This is a genomic window from Nocardia sp. BMG111209 (genome assembly GCF_000381925.1).
In the GTDB taxonomy this organism is placed as follows: domain Bacteria; phylum Actinomycetota; class Actinomycetes; order Mycobacteriales; family Mycobacteriaceae; genus Nocardia.
In genome coordinates, this window is sequence record NZ_KB907307.1 from 2,095,437 (window position 1) to 2,114,814 (window position 19,378).

General features: G+C 69.1%; 21 protein-coding genes. 6 read left to right on the plus strand and 15 right to left on the minus strand.

What is annotated here, in order from left to right; genetic code table 11:
• Window positions 1–41: 41 nt before the first annotated feature.
• Genes G361_RS0109590 through G361_RS0109635 form a run of 9 tightly spaced genes read right to left on the minus strand, consistent with a single transcriptional unit; the run spans window position 42 to window position 7,891 of the window.
• Window positions 42–1,334, minus strand: a complete 1,293-nt coding sequence (locus G361_RS0109590; protein ID WP_019926856.1) for an amidohydrolase family protein — start codon at window positions 1,332–1,334, stop codon at window positions 42–44.
• Window positions 1,331–1,666, minus strand: a complete 336-nt coding sequence (locus G361_RS0109595; protein ID WP_019926857.1) for a hypothetical protein — start codon at window positions 1,664–1,666, stop codon at window positions 1,331–1,333. The genes G361_RS0109590 and G361_RS0109595 overlap by 4 nt, the downstream gene beginning before the upstream one ends.
• Window positions 1,663–2,937, minus strand: a complete 1,275-nt coding sequence (locus tag G361_RS0109600; RefSeq protein WP_019926858.1) for an aromatic ring-hydroxylating dioxygenase subunit alpha — start codon at window positions 2,935–2,937, stop codon at window positions 1,663–1,665. The genes G361_RS0109595 and G361_RS0109600 overlap by 4 nt, the downstream gene beginning before the upstream one ends.
• A gap of 23 nt (window positions 2,938–2,960) precedes the next feature.
• A complete protein-coding gene (locus tag G361_RS0109605; RefSeq protein WP_019926859.1) occupies window positions 2,961–3,800 on the minus strand; it encodes a TauD/TfdA family dioxygenase in 840 nt (279 codons plus the stop codon).
• Entirely contained in the window at window positions 3,797–4,135 is a 339-nt protein-coding gene (locus G361_RS0109610; protein ID WP_019926860.1) for a hypothetical protein, read from the minus strand. The genes G361_RS0109605 and G361_RS0109610 overlap by 4 nt, the downstream gene beginning before the upstream one ends.
• Window positions 4,132–5,409, minus strand: a complete 1,278-nt coding sequence (locus G361_RS0109615) for an aromatic ring-hydroxylating dioxygenase subunit alpha (RefSeq protein WP_019926861.1) — start codon at window positions 5,407–5,409, stop codon at window positions 4,132–4,134. Before G361_RS0109615 ends, G361_RS0109610 begins: the two co-directional genes overlap by 4 nt.
• On the minus strand, window positions 5,406–6,035 hold the full coding sequence (locus tag G361_RS0109620) for a carboxymuconolactone decarboxylase family protein (protein WP_019926862.1): 630 nt from the start codon (window positions 6,033–6,035) through the stop codon (window positions 5,406–5,408). The genes G361_RS0109615 and G361_RS0109620 overlap by 4 nt, the downstream gene beginning before the upstream one ends.
• Window positions 6,032–6,826, minus strand: coding sequence for an SDR family NAD(P)-dependent oxidoreductase (locus G361_RS0109625; protein WP_052172642.1), 795 nt, complete (start codon window positions 6,824–6,826; stop codon window positions 6,032–6,034). Before G361_RS0109625 ends, G361_RS0109620 begins: the two co-directional genes overlap by 4 nt.
• A gap of 15 nt (window positions 6,827–6,841) precedes the next feature.
• Entirely contained in the window at window positions 6,842–7,891 is a 1,050-nt protein-coding gene (locus G361_RS0109635) for a ferredoxin--NADP reductase (RefSeq protein WP_019926865.1), read from the minus strand.
• Window positions 7,892–8,274: 383 nt separating this feature from the next.
• On the opposite strand from G361_RS0109635, the gene G361_RS0109640 reads away from it, so the two are divergent.
• Window positions 8,275–8,880, plus strand: a complete 606-nt coding sequence (locus tag G361_RS0109640; protein WP_019926866.1) for a TetR/AcrR family transcriptional regulator — start codon at window positions 8,275–8,277, stop codon at window positions 8,878–8,880.
• A 19-nt stretch (window positions 8,881–8,899) separates the two neighbouring features.
• Here the strand turns inward: G361_RS0109640 and G361_RS0109645 are convergent, their stop codons facing one another.
• Window positions 8,900–9,610, minus strand: coding sequence for a DUF2993 domain-containing protein (locus G361_RS0109645; protein ID WP_019926867.1), 711 nt, complete (start codon window positions 9,608–9,610; stop codon window positions 8,900–8,902).
• A 127-nt stretch (window positions 9,611–9,737) separates the two neighbouring features.
• The gene (locus G361_RS0109650; RefSeq protein WP_052172643.1) at window positions 9,738–10,649 is read right to left on the minus strand and encodes a glycoside hydrolase; all 912 of its coding nucleotides are present in this window, start codon (window positions 10,647–10,649) and stop codon (window positions 9,738–9,740) included.
• 286 nt (window positions 10,650–10,935) lie between these two features.
• On the opposite strand from G361_RS0109650, the gene G361_RS0109655 reads away from it, so the two are divergent.
• Window positions 10,936–11,433: a hypothetical protein gene (locus G361_RS0109655; RefSeq protein ID WP_019926869.1), complete on the plus strand. Its 498-nt coding sequence runs from the start codon at window positions 10,936–10,938 to the stop codon at window positions 11,431–11,433.
• A gap of 31 nt (window positions 11,434–11,464) precedes the next feature.
• On the opposite strand, the gene G361_RS0109660 is transcribed toward G361_RS0109655, so the two are convergent.
• Both G361_RS0109660 and G361_RS0109665 read right to left on the minus strand, forming a co-directional pair.
• A complete protein-coding gene (locus G361_RS0109660; RefSeq protein WP_019926870.1) occupies window positions 11,465–12,106 on the minus strand; it encodes a DUF4126 domain-containing protein in 642 nt (213 codons plus the stop codon).
• Window positions 12,107–12,157: 51 nt separating this feature from the next.
• The gene (locus tag G361_RS0109665) at window positions 12,158–12,982 is read right to left on the minus strand and encodes an SDR family oxidoreductase (protein ID WP_019926871.1); all 825 of its coding nucleotides are present in this window, start codon (window positions 12,980–12,982) and stop codon (window positions 12,158–12,160) included.
• A gap of 108 nt (window positions 12,983–13,090) precedes the next feature.
• Here G361_RS0109665 and G361_RS0109670 point away from each other — a divergent pair, with 108 nt between their 5' ends.
• Window positions 13,091–13,684 carry a TetR/AcrR family transcriptional regulator gene (locus tag G361_RS0109670; RefSeq protein WP_036494094.1) on the plus strand — a complete coding sequence of 198 codons (594 nt, stop codon included), beginning with the start codon at window positions 13,091–13,093 and terminating at the stop codon, window positions 13,682–13,684.
• Here the strand turns inward: G361_RS0109670 and G361_RS0109675 are convergent.
• Complete coding sequence (locus G361_RS0109675; protein ID WP_019926873.1) at window positions 13,681–14,892, minus strand: acetyl-CoA C-acetyltransferase; 1,212 nt, start codon at window positions 14,890–14,892, stop codon at window positions 13,681–13,683. The genes G361_RS0109670 and G361_RS0109675 overlap by 4 nt on opposite strands.
• A gap of 96 nt (window positions 14,893–14,988) precedes the next feature.
• Between G361_RS0109675 and G361_RS0109680 the strand changes: the two genes are divergently transcribed.
• Complete coding sequence (locus tag G361_RS0109680; protein WP_019926874.1) at window positions 14,989–16,158, plus strand: acyl-CoA dehydrogenase family protein; 1,170 nt, start codon at window positions 14,989–14,991, stop codon at window positions 16,156–16,158.
• Window positions 16,159–16,271: 113 nt separating this feature from the next.
• Window positions 16,272–17,738 carry a class I adenylate-forming enzyme family protein gene (locus tag G361_RS0109685; protein WP_019926875.1) on the plus strand — a complete coding sequence of 489 codons (1,467 nt, stop codon included), beginning with the start codon at window positions 16,272–16,274 and terminating at the stop codon, window positions 17,736–17,738.
• A gap of 9 nt (window positions 17,739–17,747) precedes the next feature.
• On the opposite strand, the gene G361_RS0109690 is transcribed toward G361_RS0109685, so the two are convergent.
• Entirely contained in the window at window positions 17,748–18,551 is an 804-nt protein-coding gene (locus G361_RS0109690) for an enoyl-CoA hydratase (protein WP_019926876.1), read from the minus strand.
• Between the two features lie 64 nt (window positions 18,552–18,615).
• Between G361_RS0109690 and G361_RS0109695 the strand changes: the two genes are divergently transcribed.
• Window positions 18,616–19,374, plus strand: a complete 759-nt coding sequence (locus G361_RS0109695) for a FadR/GntR family transcriptional regulator (RefSeq protein ID WP_019926877.1) — start codon at window positions 18,616–18,618, stop codon at window positions 19,372–19,374.
• The last annotated feature ends 4 nt before the right edge of the window (window positions 19,375–19,378 follow it).

The window sequence follows — 19,378 nt, forward strand, 5'->3', positions numbered from 1 at the left end:
GTCCCGGAATCGGTTGTGGTGTCACGGTTTACCGGCTGGAACTACGTGTTCTTGTACACGCGGCCGTCTTTCATGACGAACCGCACGTCCTGCAGCAGGTTGATGTCGGCGGTCGGATCGCCGGGGACGGCGATGATGTCGGCCAGCAGTCCCGGCGCCAGGCGCCCGCGATCGTCGACGTTGATCAGCTCGGCGCTGGTGACCGTGGCGGCGCGGATCGCCTGCAGCGGGGTCATCCCGCGATCGACCATGGCCCACAGTTCCTTCGCGTTGTCGCCGTGCGGGACCGCGGGTGCGTCGGTCCCGCACGCGATCCGCACTCCGGCCGCGATGGCCTTGGTCAGCATCGCGCGCGCCTTCGGGAACACCTCGGCGGCCTTCTGCTGCAGGGCCGGTGCGGCTTTCGAGACGTCGAGCCCCTCCGACAGGTAGCTGGTCGGCACCAGGAAGGTGCCGTGCTCGACCATCATCGCGATGGTGTCGTCGGTAGCCAGCGAGCCGTGCTCGATGCAGTCCACCCCGGCACGGATGCACGCCCGGATGCCGGCATCGCCGTGCGCGTGCGCGGCCACCCGGATACCGGCGCGGTGCGCCTCGTCGACGATCGCGGCGAGTTCCTCGTCCGAATACTGTTGCGCGCCTGCGACGGTGCCGTGCGACATCACCCCGCCGGAAGCGGAGATCTTGATGACTCCGGCCCCGTATTTGATCTGATAGCGCACACATTCGCGGACCTGCGGGACGCCGTTGGCGCGCCCCTCCTCCACACTCAGCGGCATGATGTGCGGCGCCAGGCGCTGGAACATGGTCGGATCGAGATGTCCGCCGGTCGGGGTGATCGCATGCCCCGCCGAGACGATGCGCGGGCCCTCCACCCAGCCCTGCTCGATGGCCCGGCCCAGATCCACATCGAGCAGATAGCCGCCGGTCTTCACCATCAGGCCCAGGTTGCGGACGGTGGTGAACCCGGCGTGCAGCGTGGTGCGCGCGTTGACCGTGGCCCGCAGCGTCCGGTAGACCGGATCGTCCTGCACGCCGTGCATCGGGTTGGGCAGCCCGGTGGGGTTGTCCGGCCCGCCGATGAGCAGGTTGATCTCCATATCCATCAGGCCGGGCAGCAGGGTGACGTCGCCCAGATCCAGCACGGTGGCCGAGGCCGGGATCGCCGGTGGTTCGGCGGTGACGCGATAGCCCTCCACCTCGAACGAGGCCGGTTCCCGCCGGACCGAGACGATCCGGTTGCCCTGCACCACGACCGTTGCGGGCGAACGCAATTCGCCGGAGTCGACGTCGAGCAGGCGGGCCGCGCGCAGCACGGTGATCGGTTCGGTCACGGCTGCGGCTCGATCACGCAGTCGAGGGTCGCGGCACCCGAATCGGGGACCCGCGGCTGGCTCCACACCTCGACGGGGAAGGACACCATGATCATCGAATACAGCAGATACAGCAGGTTCAGCGCATCGTCGGGCTGCTCGTCGAGCGGGAACCGGTCGCAGTAGTCCATCGCGTCCTGCGCGCGGGGGGTGATCGCGTCGTAGAACCGCTGCATCTCGGCCATGGAACTGGCCAGCCGCCGCGCATAGCGCTCGGGTTCGGTGGGCAGACTCCAGGTGGCGGCGAAGGATTCGAGATCGGCGAAGTCGGCCGGCAACAACGGGGTGCTCATCGCTTCGTCACCTCCAGATCGCCGCCGAGGTAGTCCGAGACCCAGTCACCGGCGACCTTGTGCAGATGCCGCAGCAGGATCTCCTGATCGTTGAGCGGAAAGGCCTCGACCGCACGGGATTCCAGCATGGTCTGGGTGGCCTCCAGCGTATTGCCGTCCTGCAGTGCGTATTCCTTGAACGTCACCGCCGCCATCTCGTGCGCAACGCGTTCGCGGATGGTCCGCGCGGGCGGGAAGTACAGATTGCCCTCGAACACATGGGTGTTGTACGAGGTGGGCCAGTAGTGGTACGTGAGATACCACCCGCCGGACCAGATGAGGATCACGAAATTCGGGAACAGCTGGAACGAGTCCAGCCCCCACGGGTCGCACTTCGCCGGATTGAGCCCGGCCGGCATCGGCCCGAGATCCGGTGTGTCCCAAGGCCCGAACAGTCCGCTGCGGGTGATGTCCTCCATCGGCTTACGCATCTCGGAGTCCAGCTCCCAGGTGACCACCCCGGAGGTGCTGACCAGCCGGTGCGGGCCGTCGAGCTGGTAGTGCGGCGCCTCGAAACCGGCCTGCTGCGCGGCGGCGGAGTACTTCGCCGGACTCTGCTTACCGTGCAGGACCGGCGCGTGGTAGAACTCCTGGAACGCGTCCAGGTACAGCTTCCAGTTCGCGCCGACCTCGCTGCGGTAGTACCAGCGTTCGCTGAGCCGATCGAAGGGATAGCCCTCCAGCCCGGTGACCATCGGGCCGAGGAATTCGTGCAACGTCTGCCGCGGTTCACGATCGAGGTTCACGAAGATGAATCCGGACCACACGTCACAGGCGACCGGCACCAGCCCGTAGGAATCCTTGTCCAGGTCGAAGAATTCGCCCTCCTGCTGCACGAAATTCAGTGCGCCGTCGAGGCCGTAGCGCCAGCCGTGGTACTTGCAGGTGAACTGGCGGCAGGTGCCCGAGACCTCCTCGTTGGGAAAGTCGTTCCACACCAGCTTGTTTCCGCGATGACGGCAGATGTTGTGGAACGCGCGCACGGTCCCGTCACCGTCGCGCACCACAATCACCGAGGTCCGCGCGACCTGGATCTCCTTCGTGAAATAGCTTCCGGTGCGCGGCAACTGCTCCACGCGGCCGACATTGAGCCAGGCGCGCTTGAAGATCGCCTCCCGCTCCAGCTCGTAGAACTCCGGCGAGATCGAGTCGGCGTACGACATCGGGGCGGTGCCGAGTTCCGAATAGTGCTGCGTCCAGCTGCCCTCGGGGGGTTTGGGCCAGCGAGCCATGGTGAATCTCCTGTGATCTACGGCTATCGGATGGGTTCGTCGCCGAGGACGGTGGTGCGCAGCATTTCTCGCGGCGAGTCCGGCGCATAGGGGGCGGCGCGATGGATGACGCCGCGGTTGTCCCAGATGACGGTGTCGCCGACGGACCACTCGTGCCGGTAGACCCGGTCGGGCGCGGTGCAGCGGTCGAGCAGGTCGTCCAGCAGCGCGCGGCTCGCACCGGATTCCATGCCCACGACGTGATCGGTGGAGGCGCCGAGCACCAGCGAGCGGCGGCCGGTGGTGTGCGTCCAGATCAGGGGATGTTCCTTCGACGGCCGCCGCCGCCACACGGCCAGCTGCTCCGGCGTCGGATCCGGGGTGACCAGCCGCTGCGAGGCCTCCAGTGAATGCAGTACCCGCAGCGTGGCGAACTCGGCCCGCTCGTCGTCGCTCAGCGCGTCGAAAGCGGCGTAGGTGGAGGCGAATTCGGTCTCGCCACCGGACGCCGCGACGGCGTGCGCGGAGAGCACCGTGGCCTTCTGCGGGTAGGCGTCGTCCGCCGGGGTGCAGCCGTCGATATGCCAGTCGAAGGTGGCCCGCAGATAGCTCGCCGACGAGTTCTTCGTGGTGTCCAGGCTGACCCGATAGATTCCGCTGACCGGATGATGGCCCGGCGAGGTGTCCAGCTCACCGAGGTGCCGACAGAACTCCACCTGGGTTTCCGCGTCCAGGTGCAGGCCACGGAACAACAGCACGCCGTAGGTCTCCAGCGCGTCCAGGATCGCGCCCGGCACGCCGGGATCGGTCAGCAGCCGGTCGGTGTCCACGTCGGTGATCTCGGCCCCGACGTCGCGGCCGAGTTTTTCGACGGTGATGGTCATGGCTGCGGCTCCTTGGTGCGTTCGAGTTCGGCGTCGGCGGCGTCGGTCGGCGCGGGCTGATGGAAGATCTCGACCGCCATCGCGACCATGACGAGCGAATACACCAGCCACAACAGGTTCGTGACGTCCTCGGGCAGATCGTCCAGCGGGAATTTGTCGCAGTACTCGATGGCCTCGTCGAGCCGCGGGAAGAACGCCTCGTAGAAGTCGAGCAGCTCCGGCATCGTGGAATCGCGGCGGCGATTCCATCGCTCGGTTTCGGTGGGCAGGCACCAGATCCGCGCGTAGGGTTCCAGTTCGGCGTAGGCCGGGGGCAGCAGGCGATCGGTCGTCATGCGCGTACCCCCGTCCGCTCGGCGCGGTAGGCGTCGACCCAGTCCGCGACCGTCTTGTGGAAGTGGCGCACCAGAATTTCCTGATCGCCCACCGGATATTCGGTGATGCCCGCGGTGGCGTACGCGGACTCCAGTGCGGTCTGGGTGCCGGTGAGCATGCCCGCGTCCTGCAACGCGAATTCCTTGAACACCACCGAGGAGACCTCGTGCTCCACGCGCTCGCGCACGGTACGGGCCGGCTGATAGCACAGCATGCCCTCGAAATGATGCGTGTTGTGCGACGTCGGCCAGTACCGGTACAGCAGATACCAGCCGCGGTAGATGAGGATTTCGATATTGGGGAAGATCTGGAAGTTGTCGATACCCCACGGCTCGACCTTGCCGGGGTTGAGTCCGGGCGGCATCGCCACGTCGAGTTCCGGCGACTGCCACGGACCGACGAGCCCGCTGCGGGTGACCCGCTCGATCGGATACATGTATTCCGGCGCCAGGGTCCAGCGCCGCGGGCCGGCCGTCGACGTCACCCGGTGCGGGCCGTCGAGCTGGAAATGCGCACAGGTGAAACCGTTCTCGGGGCGGCGCACCGCGGCCGGGACCTGCTGGGTGTGCAGGGCCGGCACGTGGTAGTACTCCTGGAACGCGTCGGCGAACAGTTTCCAGTTGCTGCGATTGTCGGCCGAGAATTCGTACCACTCGGTCATCCGGTCGAAGGGATACCCCTCGAGGGCGGTGATCATCGGGCCGAGGAATTCCCGCAGCGTCTGCCGCGGCTCGCGATCGAGGTTGACGAAGACGAAGCCCGCCCACACCTCGCAGTGCACCGGCGCCAGGCCGGTGGAATCCTTGTCCAGGTCGAAGAATTCGCCCTCCTGCTGCACGAAATTCAGTGCGCCGTCGAGGCCGTAGCGCCAGCCGTGGTACTTGCAGGTGAACTGGCGGCAGGTGCCCGAGACCTCCTCGTTGGGAAAGTCGTTCCACACCAGCTTGTTTCCGCGATGACGGCAGATGTTGTGGAAGGCGCGCACGGTCCCGTCGCCGTCGCGCACCACGATCACCGAGGTGCGGGCGATCCGGATCTCCTTCGTGAAATAGCTTCCGGTGCGCGGCAATTGCTCGATACGGCCGACATTGAGCCAGGCGCGCCGGAAGATCGCCTCCCGTTCGAGTTCGTAGAACTCCGGCGACACCGAATCCTCGAACGAGATCGGGCCGGTGCCGAGATCCGGATAGTGTTGTGTCCAGCTGCCTTCGGCGGGTTTGGGCCATCCGCTCACGGTCGAACCTCCGTTTCCGGTGGGGCGGGTCGGTCACCCGGACCGGCGTCCGGGTCGGGTTGCAGGGCGACGCTGTTGAAGACCAGCGCCAGGCACAGGTAGGAACCGGCGACGAACAGCAGTTCCAGCAATTGGCGGGCGTCGAACTGCCCTGACAGCGCGGCCCAGGTGCGGTCGCCCAGGCGGTGGTCGTCGAGGAGTTCGTCGGTGGCGGTGAGCAGCAACGCCTCGACCGGCGACAGCGCCGGACCGCCGGACGGCGCGCCGATCGCGTCGATCTGCGCGGCGGCGAGCCCGAGCTGCGTCCCGATGCGCACGTGCTGATGCCACTCGTAACCGGAGCCGGTGCGGGCGGCGACACGCAGGATCACCAGTTCCCGCAGCAGCGGATCCAGCGCGGGTTCCTGCAGCAGGACACCGTTGTAGGACAGCCAGGCCGCCGCGAGTTCCGGATGATGACCGAGTACGCCGAGTACGTTCGGCATCCGCGGCGCGTCCGGTTCGCCGGACAGGTAACGATCGGCGAGTCCGACCCGGCCGCGCAGCAATGCCCGCGCGTTCTCGTCCCACTGTTCGGGGGCCAGCGGCGCGAGCCGGGGCACCGAGGTGGTGAGGTCGCGGGTCATATGACCGAGCCACCGTTGACGCCGAGCACCTGACCGGTGATGTATCCGGCCTGTTCCGAGCACAGGAACACCACCGCCGCGGCGATGTCCGCGCCGGTGCCCAGATGTCCCACCGGGATCGCCTTGGCCATCACCTCGTTGTCCGGCAGGTTGCCGGCGGCCTGCGAATTGCGCGACATCGGGGTGTCGATCCCCGACGGCGGAATCGTGTTCACCGTGATACCGCGCGAAGCGTATTCGCGCGCAAGACCTTTCGTCATCGCCACCACGGCGCCCTTGGACGCGGTGTAGTGGATCATGCCCGGCGAGCCACGCTGCGCGCTCGACGACGAGATCGTCACGACCCGGCCCCAGCCGGCGGCGAGCATATCCGGGATCGACGCCTGCACACAGTGGAAGGTGCCGTTCAGATTCACGTCGATCACGCGGCGCCAGTCCTCGGCGGTGATCTCGGTGAACGGCGCGAAACCCACCAGACCCGCACTGGTGACCATGATCCGGACCGGGCCGAACTCGGCATGCACCTTCCGCAACGCCTCGTCCACCACCGCCCGGTCGGTCACGTCGACCTCGGCCGCGATGGCGGCTCCGCCCGCGGTCCGGATGTCCTCGGCCACCCGTTCGGCGGCGGCGCCGTCGATGTCCCAGACCGCCACACTGTCGCCGATCTCGGCCAGCGCGTGGCAGATCGACAGTCCCATGCCGGACGCGCCACCGGTGACCACCGCCACCCGGCCGGCACGGGCCGACGGCACGCCGGGGGTACCGGCGCTCGGAGTCGGACTGTTCATGGTGATCTTCTCCCTCTACTCGTAGACCACGTGCACGACCGGGCTGGTCGGGAACGCCTGGCAGGTCAGCACCCAGCCGTCGGCCACCTCGTCCTCGCCGAGCGCGTCGTTGTGGCGCATCCGCGCACTGCCGCGAACGATCCGGGCGATACAGGTCGCGCAGCTGCCCGCCTCGCAGGAGGACGGGGGCGCCACGCCCAGTGCGCGGGCCGTCTGCAGGATCGTCGAGCCCGCGCGATGCGCACCGCTGACGCGGCGGCGGCCGTATCGCACGGTCACCTCGGCCGCGGTGACCGCTTGCGGGGCAACGGGTTCCGGTTCGGCCGCCGAGGCGAACCGCTCCACGTGCACGCGCGCCGGATCGGCGCCGCGCTCGGCGAGCACCCCCTCGACGAGGTCCATGAAGGGTTCCGGGCCGCATACGAAATACTCTGCGTCCGTTGTCGATTCGAGTACGCCACGGATCCCGTCGGCGCCGACGAGGCCGGATTCGGTGTCGTGGTGCCAGGTGATCGTGAGCCGCCCGCCGCTGCCCTCGGCCAGTGCGGCCAGTTCCCGCGCGAAGATGACCGAATCCCGGTCGCGGTTGGCGTACAGCAACCGCACCCGGCGAGATGTGGTGGCCAGCACCGTTTTCAGTACGGAGAACACCGGGGTGATCCCGCTGCCGCCGGCGAAGGCGACGAGATCGCCACTGCCGTCACGCAAGACGAAAACCCCCGCCGGCACCGTCACCTCGACCTCGGCGCCGGCGCCGAGCGTGTCGATCATCGCATTGGACACCACCCCGCCGCGCACGCGTTTCACGGTGACCTGCAACCGATCTCCCACCGCCGGCGCCGAGGACATCGAATATGAGCGGTAGTGGTCGACCCCGCCGACCGTCACCCGGAAGGTGAGGAACTGACCCGCCCGGTAGTCGAAGCGCGACCGCACCGCCTCGGGAATGTCCAGTACGAACGACCGCGCGTCCGCCGTCTCGGTGATCACCTCCGCGATCCGCGCGCGGTGCCAGCCGCGGACCGGCCCGGCGACGGCGGCCGGCACGACCTCAGCCGACGGCATATCCCACCGTCCCACGCGACCGGACGGGCGACGCCTGTCGCGAGCTGGTTGGCGGAAGTCCCATGAGCACACCACATTCCTGGTCCGGCGCGCAGCGGGCACAGGGCCGGGCGCACCACATCGGAACCGTTCGGAGAGCACTGATCGCAGTATTAACCGGGTGATTAATTAATCGAGTGCTTAAGGTTATACGGGAGGCCCTTCGCGACTGTCAAGGGTTCACATCCGCGCAGGTCACGAGAGGTGTTGCGGGACAAGGAGGCTGATCGTGCCCGCGTGCGGCCCGTTCGGCACGCCACGTGGTCAGCGCGGCCGGACCGGGAAATGAGACAATGCGCGTCTGCGGCGAAGGCTCTCGCCACGCACACCTCAGGAGGCACGATATGAGCCCGAGCCGCGGAGACGCCGCCGAGAATCCCACCACGCGCACCGCGCTGCTCGACGCGGCCGAGAAGATCATGATGGACGAGGGCTACGCCGCGGTCAGTTCCCGCCGGCTCGGAACTGCGGTCGGGGTCAATCCGGCGCTGGTCTACTACTACTTCGAGAACATGGACAATCTGTTCATCGAATTGTTCCGGCGCGGGGCCGATCGCAGTTATCAGACCCAGATCGACGCACTCGCCGCACCACAACCGCTGTGGTCGTTGTGGGAGGCCATCCACGATCGCTCGCACACCGCGCTGACCATGGAGTTCGTCGCGCTGGCGAATCATCGGAAGGCCATCCGGGCCGAAATATCGGATTCCTCCCGGAAATTCCGCAAACTGCAATTGGACGCGGTCGCGAAAATACTCGACGGCTACGGGGTGCGGGACGAGACGCGCACCCCGGAAACCATCGTGCTCACCATGTCCAGCATTTCGCGTTTCCTGCGGATCGAGGAAGCCTTCGATGTCGACGCCGGACATCGGCAGGTCATCAATCTGGTCGAGATCTTTCTCCGCGAACTCGAGGGCGAACGGCAAGCGCCGGACCCGCCGCGGTGAATTCCGTTGCGGCCGGCCGCTACTCGCCGCCGGTCTGCGGTACGTCGGAGAAGCGCACGGTATGCGCGACCGCGGTGACCCGCAGGCCGTCGGGACCGGGCTGGATCTCGGTCAGCTGCGCTCCCAGCGGCAACTGCCGCAGCGGCACGACGAAGGTGAGCATGCTCTGCACCACCGACAGGGACAGCGCGGGCCCACCGGCCGCCGGTTGCACCGAGACGGGTGTGATCCGGATGCCGTCGGTCACCGGCGCGACGGTGACGATCACCGTCGCCGGTACCCGAGCGCCCTCGACGGAGAAGGTCCCGGTGACCCGCAGCCCGTCCGGGGCGTAGGACAGCGACTCGACCTCCTTCGACGCGAAGCCGCGCACGGTGTCGTAGGGCACCAGCGCCTTCGCCGCCGCCTGCGCGGCCACGAAATTCGACGTGCGGTCGTGCAGGACGTCGTCCAGCGGCGCCGAGACGTCGGTCAGCGTGATGTCGAGGTCGTGGACGGTGATGTTCTCCCCGCTCCAGTCGCCGACCCGGATCCCGATGTCGTGATAGGTGCCGTCGACGGCCTGGGTGAGGAACGGGAAGCCGTTGATGGCAACCTTCGGCTGCTGCTCGAGCTGGTACTCACCGGCGATCTTGCGGCCGATCTCGTTCTGCGCCACCACGACCGCGACCCGGTCGCCGACGACCAGCCCGATCGCCAGTACGACGATCAGTATCAGCAATGCGCGCATACACTCACCCGTTCGGCCATCCCACCATCATGCTGTGGATCGCGGCGGCCCGGTGACGCCGGGCCCGTCCGGCATTCGTCGGATGCCCGCCGTGCGGCCCGGTAATCCCCGGCGGCCGGGCGCGTGACTATTCGAGCAGCACGGTGAAGTGGCGGACGAATCCCGATACGCCGGGCAGCGGCTGGGGAGTGGTCCATTCACCGAGCAGATCGGTGGTCACGGTGTCGCTGTACACGTACCGGCCCTGGACCGGATCGTCGAGATCGTAGGCGTCCAGGTAGATCCGCCAGCGGCCGTCGGGCAGCGGGATCACGCACTGGCCCTCGCGCGGAGCGCCGTCGCCGTCCCCACCCCAGTGCGCCCAGTTGCCGACACGCACGAAAACGTAAGGGCCACCGAGCTTGTCGGCGACCGCCACCTCGATGTTCTTGGTCGTCTCGTTCTTCACGAACGCGTGATAACGGCCCTTGACCAGTCGCATCGTGGTGTCGATGTAACCGGCGGTGCCCGGCGCCGGGGTGATGCCGATCAGCGGGGTCGGGATGCTCCACTGCGGCTGGTTCAGCGCGGTGTCGAGCGCGGACATCAGGTGCGGCCGGAAGCCGGTGCCGTCGTTGATGCTCACGATGACGTGCACGCGGTTGTCGCGGTCGACGAACCATTCCGGCGCCCAGGTGTTGGTGACGCCGGGCAGCGGCATCCGATACTCGTACAGGAACGTCCAGTCGAGCCGGTCCGCGCTGCGGGCGAAGCCGATCGTGTCACCGTCCCACGCGGTCGTGTAGGTGAGGTAGTAGGCGCCGTCGGTGTGCCGGAACGCGCTGGGGTCGCGGCACAGGCCCCGTTTGTCGGTCGGCGCGGTCGCCGGGGTCGCGGCCGGATCGGCGTCCGGCGGGCGGTAGGCGGACCGGCGGACCAGCGAGAAATGGGTGGCATCGCTGGATTCGTAGACCCACATATCGGTCTGGCTGTCGTTCGTGAAGGCGGTCATGGTGTACCGCACCGGCGTCACCGTGCCCCCGACATGCTTCATAACCATCGCGCTCAATGGTAGCCCGGTGGCCAGCGCGAGGATCGACCTGCGAGACAGCCGACTCGATGTCATATGCAGAGTATTCAACGAGCGAATGCCGGAGGATTGCTGACGCACCGGAATCGGTTCTCGACCGTGATGTGGGGTCCGGCCGCCACCTCCCCCGAGGGCCGGCCGTACCCGCCAGGGTGGGGCCGGCATGACCCTGGGGTGCCTGGTCGCGTCGCTGCCGGCGGCACAGACTTGTGCTGTCGGACAACGAGTCCGGAAACTCGGTCGGAGGAGAGACACCATGTTCGCGAATCGTGCGCGGGGCGCGCTGCTGGCGGTGGCGGCGGTCGCCGGCGCCCTGATCACCACCACGGCCGTCCAGGCGGACAACACCGTCGTCTGGGCCGATCCGATCGGCACCCTGCCGGCGGCCTCCGGGACCTACGACCACCGCTGGCAGGGCCACGACCGGACCATGTCGCTGTACTACGACGGCCTGGGCACCATGACCATGTACGACGGCGCCGTCGACAGCGAGCAGTGGAACGTGAAGTGGCTCCGCAACGACGACACGAGCGTCACGATCACCCTGCAGGACCGGACCGCGATCACCGGCAACGGCATGGGCGGCGCCCTCAGCACCGGCACGGCCTGGAAGGCGGGCCTGGTGGTCGCTCCCGACAACCAGACCACCGTCCTGCACTTCACCCGCGGCACCCAGGCGATGTCCGACCCGAACGTCGGCTACTTCTGGTGCGCCCCCGACACCTACGGCAACAGCGGCCTCTGCGGCGCCTGACCGGCGTCCACCGGTCCGGCGGCCCGTCCCGTCACGGTGCGAACCGCCTCGTGTCGGGGAGCTCGCCGGAACGCGGGCCCGGTCCCGTCCGCCGGCGCTGCCGCCGGGCCCGCAACCATCGCCGCGCTCGAACCGCGGTCCAGCCCAGCCCGAACAGCAGGATCAGGATCGCGACGAAGGCCACGACCGGCACCACCAGCGCGAGGATCGTGAGCACCAGCGCGGTACCGTCCTCGGCGGTCGACACGACCGGATTCCCCACGCCCGCAGTCGTTCCCGTGACGAACGGCCGGGCCACCGTCCGCCCGGCGTGCACACTGCCCGCGACGAGGGCCCCGAGCACCGCCGTGACCACGGGCGGCAGATGCGCGGACAGGCTGGTGTCGGCGGTGAACAGGATCGCCCCGGACGTCGGCGCGATCACCGTCCCGATCGCGTGCAGCACCGAATCCAGCACCGGCACCTTGTCTCCGACCAGATCGACGACGAGCAGCACCCCGATGCCGAGCAGTACGGGCGTCGAGGACAGCCACCCGTACGAACCGCCCAGATCGATCCAGCCGAGCCGATCGGCGACCCCGACCACCAGCAATGGCAACCAGGCATTGAGCCCCGCGGCGCCCGACAACCCGAAGGCGCCGAGCACCGCCGCGACGGCCGCTGAGATATCCATACGACCAGTGTGCCGCCGGAGTCCGACATTCGCGGCCCGGCGGCCGCGGAATCAGCGGGCCGGGGCCAGGGCGCGCAGGGTGGCGACCACGCCGCCGTCGACGAGCAGGTCGGTGCCGGTGACGAATCCGGCCTGCGGGTCGAGCAGGAAGGCGGCGGCCGCGGCGATGTCGTCGGGGGTGCCGAGCCGCTTGGCCGGCGACATGTCCAGCAGCGCACGCATATTCGCGCCGGACTCACCGGCGAGTTCCTGCTGGCCCATGGATGTGGAGATCACACCCGGGCTGATCGAGTTGATCCGGGCGCCGCGGGCGCCCCACGCACCGGCGGCCGCCTGGACGCGCAGCAGATTCGCCTGCTTCGCCAGCGAGTAGGCCAGGCCGGGATCGTCGACCGCGGTCACCGCGGGCAGCGACAGCAGTTCCGCGGCCGGGGCCGTGGCCAGCTGCTTCGCCTGTTCGGCCGACAGCAGGCCCGGCGCCATGTGACCGGCCATACTCGCGATGACCACACCCGCGCCGCCGGCCGCCACCACGCCGGCGAATTCGTCGAGCACGATGGCGACGCCGAGCAGGTCCACGTGCAGGATGCGGTCGACGGGCGCCTGGGTCGGGGACAGCCCGGCGGTGTGCGCGATGTGCGTGAGCCGGCCCAGCGCGGCGGACGCCTCGGCCAGTGCCCGCACCGACGCCGCGTCGGAGACATCGACCACGTGAGTCGTCACATCGTGGCCCTCACCACGCAGCAGCGTCCCGGCCGCGTCCAGCGTGGCGGCGCTGAAATCCGCCAGCACCAGCCTGCGGCCGCTGCCGATCCGGCGCGCGATCGCCTGGCCCATACCGCCGACACCGATGACGACGGCAACGTCCTTGTCCATCGGGACTCCTGTCCTGCTCGTGATACCCGACTCAATTTTCGAGAATTTCTGTATCGTAATTGCGACGCTACACCGGCGGGCGGGTATCGGTCATTAGGCTTGCGATCCGTGCCAGGGACCCGACGTGGACGGCCGCGCAGCGCGCAGGCCCATCGAGCCGTACTCGAGGCCGCGCGCGACCTGCTGGCGACCGGTCACTACGAGCAGATGACGATGGACGCGATCGCGGCGCGCGCGGGCGTCGGCAAACAGACCGTGTACCGGTGGTGGCGGTCGCGGTCCGAGGTGGTCGCCGAGGCGGTCCTCGGCGGGTACATCGTGCCGGAGTCCCCGCCACCGGCCGATACCGGCGATCTCGCGGCCGATCTGGCCGACTGGCTCGGCCGCAATTTCCAGCGGTTGTCCGAGCCCGCCACCCAGGCGATGATCCGCGGGCTGACCGCGGCGGCGGCCGACAGCGATACCGACGCCGAACGGCTGTACGAGCGGCTCACCGGGCCGACCCGGCAGCAACTCACCGAGCGGCTCGGCGCCGGGGTCGCCGCGGGCGCACTGCGAGCCGACGCCGATCTGGGCGCGATGGCCGAATCGGTCATCGGCGCACTGCTGTTCCGGGTACTGACCCGCCGGACCGCGACCCGGGCCGATGCCGAGGGCCTGATCGACCTGCTGCTGCGCGGCGCGGCGGCCGGCGAACGCTAGGCCACGCGCTCGAAGACGGCGGCCAGGCCCTGACCGCCGCCGATGCACATGGTCTCCAGGCCGTAGCGCAGTTCGCGGTGCCGCAGTTCGCGGGCCAGGGTGGCGAGCATGCGGGTTCCGGTGGCGCCTACCGGATGTCCGAGCGAGATACCGGAGCCGTGCACGTTGGTGCGCTCGAGATCCGCCTCGCCGAACTTCCATTCGCGCAGCACGGCCAGCGCCTGGGCCGCGAACGCCTCGTTGAGTTCGACGAGATCCATATCGGCCAGCGACAATTCGGCCCTTTGCAGCGCGGCGGCGGTCGCGGGCACCGGGCCGAGGCCCATCAGCGCGGGCGGCACACCGGCCACGGCCCAGGACACCAGGCGAACCAGCGGGGTCAGGCCCAGTTCGGCGGCCCGCTCGCGGGTGGTGACCAGGCAGACGGCGGCGGCGTCGTTCTGGCCGCTGGCGTTGCCGGCGGTCACCGTCGACTCCGGATCCAGTTGGGCGCGTACCGGTTTCAGTCGCGCCAGCGATTCCAGGGTGGTGTCGGCGCGGGGGTGCTCGTCGGTGGTGATCTCGGTGCTGCCACCGCGGCCGGTGACCGTGACCGGGATGATCTGTTCCGCCGCCGCACCACTCGCGGCGGCGGCCACCGCCCGGCGATGCGATTGGAGTGCCAGGCGGTCCTGTTCCTCGCGGCCGATGTGGTACCGCTCGCGCAGATTCTCGGCCGTCTCGAGCATGCCGCCGGGGACCGGATAGTGCACGCCCCCTGCGGTTTCGCGGCCCCGGACCAGGCTGTCGTGCATCCGCACGCCGGTGCGGCCGCCGCCCCAGCGGATGTCGGCGGAATAGAACACCACGTTGCTCATGCTCTCGGCGCCCCCGGCGACGACGAGATCGCTTGCGCCACTGCCCACTTGGAGCACCGCGTTGATCACCGACTGGAGACCCGAGCCGCAGCGGCGGTCGACCTGCATACCGCCGGTGGTGACCGGCAGGCCGGCATCCAGCGCGACGACCCGCCCGATCGCGGGGGCCTCGCCGCTGGGATAGCAGTGGCCGAGGATGACATCGTCCACGGCCTCGGGCGCGAGGCCGGTGCGCGCCAGCAGGCCCCGCAACGCCACCACGCCGAGTTCGACCGCGGTGAGCCCGGCGAGGACGCCGCCGTACCGGCCGATCGGGGTGCGGACCGGTTCGCAGATCACGACCTCACGCATGAACCTCTTCTTCCGTGCGCGACAAGCGTTTTCCCAGTGTGGTCGACTGTATCATCTAGATGTTTTGATCCGCGATCGAGCGAGGAGAGCCGCCGCATGACCAGCGAGGCCGTGACCGAACAGGATTTCCGCGACATCCTGGCGCAGACCCGGACCTTCGTCCGCACGGTGGTCGTGCCGCGGGAGACGGAGATCGCCGAGGCCGACCGGGTACCCGACGACATCGTCGAACAGGCGCGGGCCATGGGCCTGTTCGGCTACGCGCTGCCGCAGCGGTGGGGCGGGCTGGGACTCGATCTGGCCCAGGACGTGGAACTGGCGATGGAACTCGGCTACACCAGCCTGGCGCTGCGGTCGCTGTTCGGCACCAACAACGGCATCGCGGGCCAGGTGCTGGTCGGTTTCGGCACCGCGGAACAGCAGCAGCGCTGGTTGCGGCCGATGGCCGACGGCGAGGTGGTGGCCTCGTTCGCGCTGACCGAGCCCGGGGCCGGATCGAATCCGGCGGCCCTGCGCACCACGGCCCGCCGCGACGGCGACGACTGGATCATCGACGGGGACAAGCGCTTCATCACCAACGCGCCGGTGGCCGGGCTGTTCGTGGTGTTCGCCCGCACCCGGCCCGCCGACGCCGAGGGGCCGGGGATCGCGGTGTTCCTGGTGCCGGCGGACACCCCGGGGGTCACGGTGGGGCCGCACGATCGCAAGATGGGGCAGGAGGGCGCGTGGACCGCCGAGGTCGCCTTCGGCGGGGTCCGGGTCGGCGCCGACGCGCTGGTCGGTGGTAGCGCCGACGTCGGGTACCGGGCGGCGATGAGTTCGCTGGCGCGCGGCCGGGTGCACATCGCGGCACTGGCCGTGGGGACCGCGCAGCGCGCGCTCGACGAATCGGTGGCCTACGCCGCCGCGGCGACGCAGGGCGGCACGGCCATCGGGGAATTCCAGCTGGTGCAGGCGATGCTCGCGGATATGTACACGGGCACCGCCGCCGGACGTGCGCTGGTCCGCGATGCCGCCCGCCGCTGGGTCGCCGACGAGGACCGGCGCCTGGCGCCCTCGGCGGCGAAGCTGTTCTGCACCGAGATGGCCGGGACGGTGGCCGATCTCGCGGTGCAGGTCCACGGCGGATCCGGATACATGCGCGGCACGGCGGTCGAGCGGATCTACCGCGACGTGCGGCTGCTGCGGATCTACGAGGGCACCAGCGAGATCCAGCGGCTCATCGTCGGCGGCGGGCTGGTAGCGCGGGCGCGGCGGCCGCGGTGAACGGGAATGCTGCGCCGCATTCGCTCCCCCGGCCGCGAACCGGCTGTTAATGTTTAGATGTTTCGAAACCTGGGCCGGGTACGGGTGACTCGTCCGGCGGAGGGAGCACGGTCATGACGGAGCCGGTCAGCCACGCACGGCGGATTCGCGAACGGGCGGTGGCACATCCGGGGCAACCGGTCTATCGGCACATCGCGGCGGACGGGTCGGAGCCGGCCTTCGACTGGGCGTGGCTGGATCGCCGATCGGATCAGGTCGCGGGCGCGCTCGCCGAACGCGGTCTGGGACACGGTGATCGGCTCGGCCTCGCCGTGCGCAACTCCCCGCATCTCGTACTGAGCGTGTTCGCCGCGTGGAAGCTCGGCGCCGTCCCGGTGCCGATGCGCTGGGATCTGCCGGACTGGGAGCTGGACCGGGTCCGCGAGGTGGTGTGCCCCGTGGTGCATCTGGGCCCGGCCGACCTGGCGTGGCTGGACGCCACGGTGGATCGGGAGCCGGACCCGTTGCCCGACGCCGTATCCCCGCACACGCACGGCATCTGCAGCAGCGGCGCCACCGGCACCCCGAAGGTGATCATGGGGACCAGTCCGTCGGTGTGCGGGCCGCACTACAACCGGCCGCTGGCCGATGTGTGGCAACGGGTTCCGCCGATCCCGAGCCCGCAGACCATCCTGGTGCTCGCGCCGATGTACCACATCAACGCCTTCTCCACCTTGAACAATCTGCTCGGCGGCGATCGGCTGGTGGTGCTGGAGCGGTTCGACGCGGCGCGCATCGTCGACGTGATCGAGCGCTACCGCGTCTCGACCTTCACCGCGACCCCGATCATGTTGCAGCGCATCGCCGATGTGCCCGGCATCGAGCACCGGGACCTGTCCAGTATCGAATGGATCATGCAGGGCGCGGCGCCGATGCCGGCCTCGCTGACCCGGCGCTGGTGCGAACTGCTCGGGCCGGAGAAGATCATCATGGCCTACGGCTCCAGCGAGGGCGTGGGGATCACCGCCATCCGCGGCGACGAATGGCTCACCCATCCGGGCAGCGTGGGCCGCGGGATCTGGGGTACCGAGGTCCGCGTGCTCGACGAGGCGGGCACGAGCGTGCCGGCCGGGCGGCTCGGCGAGATCTTCCTGCGCATGCCCGGCAGCGACCGGGCCCGATACCTCGGCGCCACACCGCAACTCACGCCGACGCCGGACGGCTTCCGATCCATCGGCGACCTCGGGCATCTCGACGACGACGGCTTCCTCTACCTCGCCGACCGGCGGGTGGACCTGATCGTCAGCGGCGGCGCGAACATCTTTCCCGCCGAGGTGGAAACGGCGCTGATCGATCATCCGAAGGTGGCCGACGTGGTGGTCATCGGGCTGCGGGACGAGCAGTGGGGCCGGCGGGTGCACGCGGTGATCCAGGCCGCCGACGCCGCGGATCCGCCGGAGTTCGAGGAGATCCGGGCCTTCGCGAAGAGTCGGCTGGCCGCCTACAAGGTGCCCAAGAGCATCGAGATCGTCGACGCCATCCCGCGCAGCGAGGCCACCAAGGTCAACCGCGGCCGCCTGCTGGCGGCCCGCGGCGGCTGACCTACACGGTCACGACTTCGATTTGCCCAGCGAGGCTTTCATATCGTCGAGCAGCATGAGGATCGGCATACCGGTCTCGCTGAGCGCGTGGCCGTGGCCGGTCTGATGGATGTCGAAGACCGACTGCACCGCGGAGTAGAAGCCCTGGATGTCGAGGGTCTGGTTGACCGCGCGCTTGGCCTGCCGCAGCGCGAAGGGATGCTTCGAGGCGATGACGGTCGCCAATTCCCTTACCGCCGTGCGCAACTCGTCGAGCGGGACCACGTGGTTGACCATGCCGAACCGCTCCGCCTCGGCGGCGGTCAGCGAGCTCGCGGTGAACAGCAGCTCCTTGGCCTTGCGCGCGCCCAGTTCCCAGGTGTGGCCGTGGTATTCGACGCCGCCGATACCCATGTTGACCACCGGGTCGGAGAACACCGCGTTGTCGGCGGCCACGATGAGATCGCACGGCCAGCACAGCAGCAGGCCGCCGGAGATGCACACGCCCTGTACGGCAGCGATGGAGGGCTTGGGCACATTGCGCCAGCGCAGCGAGTACTCCAGGAAGCGGCGCGATTCGAAGGCGTAGATGTCGGCCAGGGTGGAGTCCGACGGCCCCGCGCCCACCGCCTTGATGTCGTGCCCCGCGGAGAAGTGTTTCCCGTTGGCCTGCAGCACGATCACCCGGACCTCGGGATCGTCGGCGGCCCGCTGCCATGCCGCGTCGAGTTCGTCGAGCAGCGCGGGATTCTGCGCGTTCGCGGCCTCGGGACGGTTCAAGGTGATGGTGGCGATGCGATCACTGGCGTCGTACTCGACGTAGGTCTTGCTCACGGGCACGCTCCCTGTGCTGTGGTGCGCTCGATGGTATCAGAAACATCTATATATTATGGGAGGTATGAGCAAGCACAACGGCCGGGGCGGGCCGGTCGAGGTGCCGCAGAAGATCGCCGCGCGACTGCGGGCCATGATCGTCTCCGGCGAACTGTCCGACGGCGAAAGACTCGGCCACGAACCGGATCTCGTCGAACAGTTCGGCGTCTCGCGCCCCACGCTGCGGGAGGCGCTGCGGATCCTGGAGGCGGAGGGGCTGATCAGTGTGGCGCGCGGGCTGCGCGGCGGCGTCTTCGTGCACCTGCCCGATCAGCGGGCCACCGCGCGCTCGGCCGCCCTGGTGCTGCAGGCGCGCAACGTACCGCTGGCCGACGTCTTCGAGGCCCGGTCGCTGATCGAGCCGCTGGCGGTGAAGGCCCTTGCCGCCAAACGCAATCGGCGGCGCGGCGTCGACGAGTTGCGCGCACTGATCGATGCCGAGGAGGCGGTGCTCGGCGATCCGGCGGCGTTCGCGGCGGCCAACACCGCCTTCCACGAGCGCCTGGTCGCACTCGGCGGCAACCAGACGGTGAGCGTGCTCGCCGAGATGATCAACGAGGTGGTGACCCGCGCGGTCTCCGCGGTCGGCGATTCCGCCGATACCGCCGCATCGCTGGCCGTCCGGCGCCGCGGGCTGCGCTCGCAGCGCCGGCTGCTGGAATTGATCGAGGTCGGCGCGGGTACCGAGGCGGTGGAGCACTGGCAGGCGCACATGGCCGTGGTGGGCCGGGTACTGCTCGGACAGGAGGCCGCGACCGTGGTGGATCTGATGGACCACTACTGATCGC

Coding starts and splice junctions, on each gene's coding strand:
- G361_RS0109680 (WP_019926874.1), top strand. CDS start 14,989: ATGACCAGCGAGGCCGTGACCGAACAGGATTTCCGCGACATCCTGGCG.
- G361_RS0109640 (WP_019926866.1), top strand. CDS start 8,275: ATGAGCCCGAGCCGCGGAGACGCCGCCGAGAATCCCACCACGCGCACC.
- G361_RS0109695 (WP_019926877.1), top strand. CDS start 18,616: ATGAGCAAGCACAACGGCCGGGGCGGGCCGGTCGAGGTGCCGCAGAAG.
- G361_RS0109605 (WP_019926859.1), bottom strand. CDS start 3,800: ATGACCATCACCGTCGAAAAACTCGGCCGCGACGTCGGGGCCGAGATC.
- G361_RS0109665 (WP_019926871.1), bottom strand. CDS start 12,982: ATGGACAAGGACGTTGCCGTCGTCATCGGTGTCGGCGGTATGGGCCAG.
- G361_RS0109655 (WP_019926869.1), top strand. CDS start 10,936: ATGTTCGCGAATCGTGCGCGGGGCGCGCTGCTGGCGGTGGCGGCGGTC.
- G361_RS0109635 (WP_019926865.1), bottom strand. CDS start 7,891: ATGCCGTCGGCTGAGGTCGTGCCGGCCGCCGTCGCCGGGCCGGTCCGC.
- G361_RS0109645 (WP_019926867.1), bottom strand. CDS start 9,610: ATGCGCGCATTGCTGATACTGATCGTCGTACTGGCGATCGGGCTGGTC.
- G361_RS0109625 (WP_052172642.1), bottom strand. CDS start 6,826: ATGAACAGTCCGACTCCGAGCGCCGGTACCCCCGGCGTGCCGTCGGCC.
- G361_RS0109620 (WP_019926862.1), bottom strand. CDS start 6,035: ATGACCCGCGACCTCACCACCTCGGTGCCCCGGCTCGCGCCGCTGGCC.
- G361_RS0109660 (WP_019926870.1), bottom strand. CDS start 12,106: ATGGATATCTCAGCGGCCGTCGCGGCGGTGCTCGGCGCCTTCGGGTTG.
- G361_RS0109675 (WP_019926873.1), bottom strand. CDS start 14,892: ATGCGTGAGGTCGTGATCTGCGAACCGGTCCGCACCCCGATCGGCCGG.
- G361_RS0109610 (WP_019926860.1), bottom strand. CDS start 4,135: ATGACGACCGATCGCCTGCTGCCCCCGGCCTACGCCGAACTGGAACCC.
- G361_RS0109650 (WP_052172643.1), bottom strand. CDS start 10,649: ATGGTTATGAAGCATGTCGGGGGCACGGTGACGCCGGTGCGGTACACC.
- G361_RS0109600 (WP_019926858.1), bottom strand. CDS start 2,937: ATGGCTCGCTGGCCCAAACCCCCCGAGGGCAGCTGGACGCAGCACTAT.
- G361_RS0109595 (WP_019926857.1), bottom strand. CDS start 1,666: ATGAGCACCCCGTTGTTGCCGGCCGACTTCGCCGATCTCGAATCCTTC.
- G361_RS0109685 (WP_019926875.1), top strand. CDS start 16,272: ATGACGGAGCCGGTCAGCCACGCACGGCGGATTCGCGAACGGGCGGTG.